The organism is Streptomyces coryli (genome assembly GCF_011044975.1).
Lineage (GTDB): Bacteria > Actinomycetota > Actinomycetes > Streptomycetales > Streptomycetaceae > Streptomyces > Streptomyces coryli.
Map to the genome: position 1 here is coordinate 1 of NZ_JAAKZV010000471.1, position 2,803 is coordinate 2,803.

Below are 2,803 nucleotides of genomic sequence, written 5' to 3' on the forward strand. Positions count from 1 at the left end.
CGCTGTCCGCGGGTGGTGGCTTGCGGGTGGGGGAGGTTGCGGCGGTCCTCATGGCCGCCTCGGCTTCGGCTCGGACCATTGCGTTCAAGGCTGCGTAGACGTCTACAGGCATGGCGAAACTCCTGCGCGTGAAACCGCGCCGACGTGCGGTGCGGTGTGCGATGTGTGGTGCGTGCGTTGCGTGCGCAGTCGTGCCCGGCGCCGGAGAGAGCGGCATGCGGGAGCCCACTGCGCCAGGCCCGGGCCCCCGGTCACGCGATGGCGTGGGACTGCCGGGGAGCCCGCTCGGAGAGGGTCCGCGGTACAGCGCGACGCGCGCGGCGACAAAGAGGGAGGAAGACGACCGGGCCGGTGGAACGCCTCAGCAGCGCAACACAACCGTGCGCGGCGACGACCAGTCCGGCACCCCCACATCGGCCCCGGCCAGCGCCCCGCACCGCCCGGGCACCGGCGCGAGCTGCGGCGTCACGGCAAGCGCCGGCGGCAGCGGCGCCGGCCCACCCGCCCGGGCCTTGCCCGAGGCGGTGGTGACACCCGCGTGCGCCTTGCCGTTCCCATGACCGTGGTGCCCGCCCGCGCCCCCGTCGGGCTCGACGACCCGCGTCTCGCCGTACGAGCCGCCGTACGGACCGTGCGAGGCGTGCGAGCCGTGCGTGGCGTACGAGCCGTACGAGGCCTGAGCGGAAGCCCCCACCACATAGGAAGCCGACGAAGCGGAAGCCACCGCCGCGACCACCAGCGTCGCGTACACCGCAAAAGGGCGCGCCGAACCGGGCGTTACGCCCCATGCGCTGCGGTGCTTGCCCATACGTACTCCCAGGTGCTCCTCTCCAGGAAAGCCCGGCTGGCAAGCACCGGCCCAGCGCCCGACACGAACGGGCGACGGAATTTCACTCGCGTTGGCGAACGCTGAACTGGAAGCTGAACTGTTCGCACCGGTACCGGAGCCCCACCCGGCCCCCGGCCCAGCAAGGAGAGCCACCATGTCCACGGCCCAGCCCGCCATCGCCGTCCTCGGCACCGGCACCCTCGGCGCCCCCATCGCCCGCAACCTCGCCCGCGCCGGCTTCCCCGTCCGGGCCTGGAACCGCACCGCGAGCAAGGCCGAGGCCCTCGCCCCCGACGGCGTGACGGCCGCCGCCACCCCCACCGCCGCGGCCGAGGGCGCCGACATCGTCCTGACGATCGTCGGCGACGGCCCGCAGGCCCTGGAGCTGATCCAGGCGGCGAACCCGGCGCCCGGCACCGTATGGGTCCAGATCAGCACCGTCGGCGAGTACGTGGACGAGCTCGCCGCGCACGCCGACAAGGCCGGCCTCACCTTCGTAGACGCACCCGTCGCGGGCACCAAGCAGCCCGCCGAGCAGGGCAAGCTGACCGTCCTCGGCGCCGCCGCCCCGTCCGTACGTCCCACCGTCCAGCCGCTCTTCGACGTCATCGGCGCCCGTACGATCTGGGTCGCGGAGGAGCCCGGCGCGGCGAGCCGCCTCAAGCTCGCGCTGAACACCTGGGTGATCAACCTCACCCACAGCGTCGGCGAGGCGATCGCGCTCACCCAGCAGCTGGGCCTCGACCCGCGCCAGTTCCTCGACGTGGTCACCGGTGGCCCGCTGGACAGCGGCTATCTGCAGGCCAAGTCGGCCCTGATCCTCTCCGGCGACTACGAGCCGAGCTTCACGGTGGACAACGCCGCGAAGGACGCCCGCCTCGCCCTGGAGGCGGCCGACCGCGCGGGCGTACGCCTCGACCTCACCGCCGCCGCGAAGGCGCGCTTCGAGCGGGCCTCCCGCCAGGGCCACGGCGGCGAGGACATGGCGGCGGGCTACTTCGCGTCGTTCGACGAGAAAGAGTAGGGCCGGCCGTTACGCCGTTACGCCGTGACCGGTGGCTCCGACGACCACGGGAAGTCGATCCACCGGTCCGTGCTCTTCCACACGTATTCGCACTTCACCAGCGACTGCGGCTTCTCGTAGATGACCGCGCTGCGCACCTCGGCCACATGGTCGGCGACGAAGTCGTGGACGAGCTTCAGCGTCCGGCCCGTATCGGCGACATCGTCGGCGACGAGGATGCGCTTCCGGGAGAAGTCCACCGCGTTCGGCACCGGCGGCAGCATCACCGGCATGTCGAGCGTGGTGCCCTCGCCGGTGTAGAACTCGACGTTCATCAGGTGCAGGTTCTTGCAGTCCAGCGCGTAACCCAGGCCGCCCGCGAGGAAGACCCCGCCGCGGGCGATGGAGAGGATGACGTCCGGCACGAAGCCGTCGTCCGCGATGGTCTGCGCCAGTTCGCGGACCGCTGTGCCGAATCGCTGGTACGTGAGTATCTCGTGCTCGCCGCTCGTCACGGCCGTTACGTTAACCCAAGAAACGTCAACTCACGCCCAGCAGCCGCAATCCCGCGGCCACCCCCGCGGCCGCGACCACGACGACCACGAACGGCGCCTTCTTCCAGGCGAGTACGCCCGCGACGGCGACCCCGGCGGTACGGGCGACGCCGCTGAAGCCCCCCTCGTTGTCGAGCAGCGTCTGCGTCGCCACCAGCGCCGCGAGCAGCACGACAGTCGCCACCGCCATCAACCGCTCGACCCGCGGCGACAGCGACATCCGCGACTTCAGTACGGGCCCGGCGAACCGGAAGGCGAAGGTGCCGGCGCCGAGCACGAGGGTGCCGACGAACAGGGCCAGGGTCGAGGTATTCACGCGGCCATCTCCTCTTCACGCGACTTCGGTTCGCCGTCGTCGCCACCGCCGTCGCCGCCACCGCCGTCGCCGCCACCGCCCTTCAGCCCCCCGCCCACAGC

4 protein-coding genes are annotated in these 2,803 nt (G+C 72.0%); 1 reads left to right on the forward strand and 3 read right to left on the reverse strand.

Annotated elements, in window-relative coordinates; genetic code table 11:
• Positions 1-361 precede the first annotated feature (361 nt).
• A complete protein-coding gene (locus G5C51_RS41330; protein ID WP_165245992.1) occupies positions 362-808 on the reverse strand; it encodes a hypothetical protein in 447 nt (148 codons plus the stop codon).
• 175 nt (positions 809-983) lie between these two features.
• On the opposite strand from G5C51_RS41330, the gene G5C51_RS41335 reads away from it, so the two are divergent.
• Positions 984-1,853 (forward strand): NAD(P)-dependent oxidoreductase, encoded by an 870-nt coding sequence (locus tag G5C51_RS41335; RefSeq protein WP_165245994.1) that lies wholly within the window; start codon positions 984-986, stop codon positions 1,851-1,853.
• Positions 1,854-1,870: 17 nt separating this feature from the next.
• On the opposite strand, the gene G5C51_RS41340 is transcribed toward G5C51_RS41335, so the two are convergent.
• Both G5C51_RS41340 and G5C51_RS41345 read right to left on the reverse strand, forming a co-directional pair.
• Positions 1,871-2,347 carry a phosphoribosyltransferase family protein gene (locus G5C51_RS41340; RefSeq protein ID WP_165245996.1) on the reverse strand — a complete coding sequence of 159 codons (477 nt, stop codon included), beginning with the start codon at positions 2,345-2,347 and terminating at the stop codon, positions 1,871-1,873.
• Positions 2,348-2,372: 25 nt separating this feature from the next.
• On the reverse strand, positions 2,373-2,702 hold the full coding sequence (locus G5C51_RS41345; protein ID WP_165245998.1) for an AzlD domain-containing protein: 330 nt from the start codon (positions 2,700-2,702) through the stop codon (positions 2,373-2,375).
• Positions 2,703-2,803: the final 101 nt, after the last annotated feature.

What these genes read in the sequence shown, in the direction of transcription:
- G5C51_RS41330 (WP_165245992.1), bottom strand. Translation starts at nt 808, where the DNA reads ATGGGCAAGCACCGCAGCGCATGGGGCGTAACGCCCGGTTCGGCGCGC.
- G5C51_RS41335 (WP_165245994.1), top strand. Translation starts at nt 984, where the DNA reads ATGTCCACGGCCCAGCCCGCCATCGCCGTCCTCGGCACCGGCACCCTC.